This is a genomic window from Streptomyces xanthophaeus, assembly GCF_000725805.1.
Taxonomy (GTDB): Bacteria; Actinomycetota; Actinomycetes; order Streptomycetales; family Streptomycetaceae; genus Streptomyces; species Streptomyces xanthophaeus.
The window spans coordinates 1-259 of record NZ_JOFT01000146.1 but is presented as its reverse complement, the minus strand read 5'-3'; the positions used below and the strand labels follow the sequence as shown (position 1 = coordinate 259).

1 protein-coding gene is annotated in these 259 nt (G+C 65.3%); it reads left to right on the top strand.

Annotation, left to right across the window (positions count from 1 at the left end; genetic code table 11):
* On the top strand, positions 1 to 259 hold a 259-nt coding region (locus IO30_RS41130; RefSeq protein ID WP_037895564.1), incomplete at both ends, for a 4Fe-4S dicluster domain-containing protein.

Genomic DNA, 259 nt, shown 5'->3' with positions numbered 1-259 from the left:
GCGCCCGCTGATCGGGACGGCCGAGGAGAACGGCGTCATCGACCCGGACGTCCTGTGGTCGTGCACGACGTGTGGTGCGTGCGTGGAGCAGTGCCCGGTCGACATCGAGCACATCGACCACATCGTCGACATGCGGCGTTACCAGGTGATGATCGAGTCCGCGTTCCCGTCGGAGGCGGGCACGATGCTCAAGAACCTGGAGAAGAAGGGCAATCCCTGGGGCCTGGCGAAGAAGCAGCGGGTGGAGTGGACGAAGGAG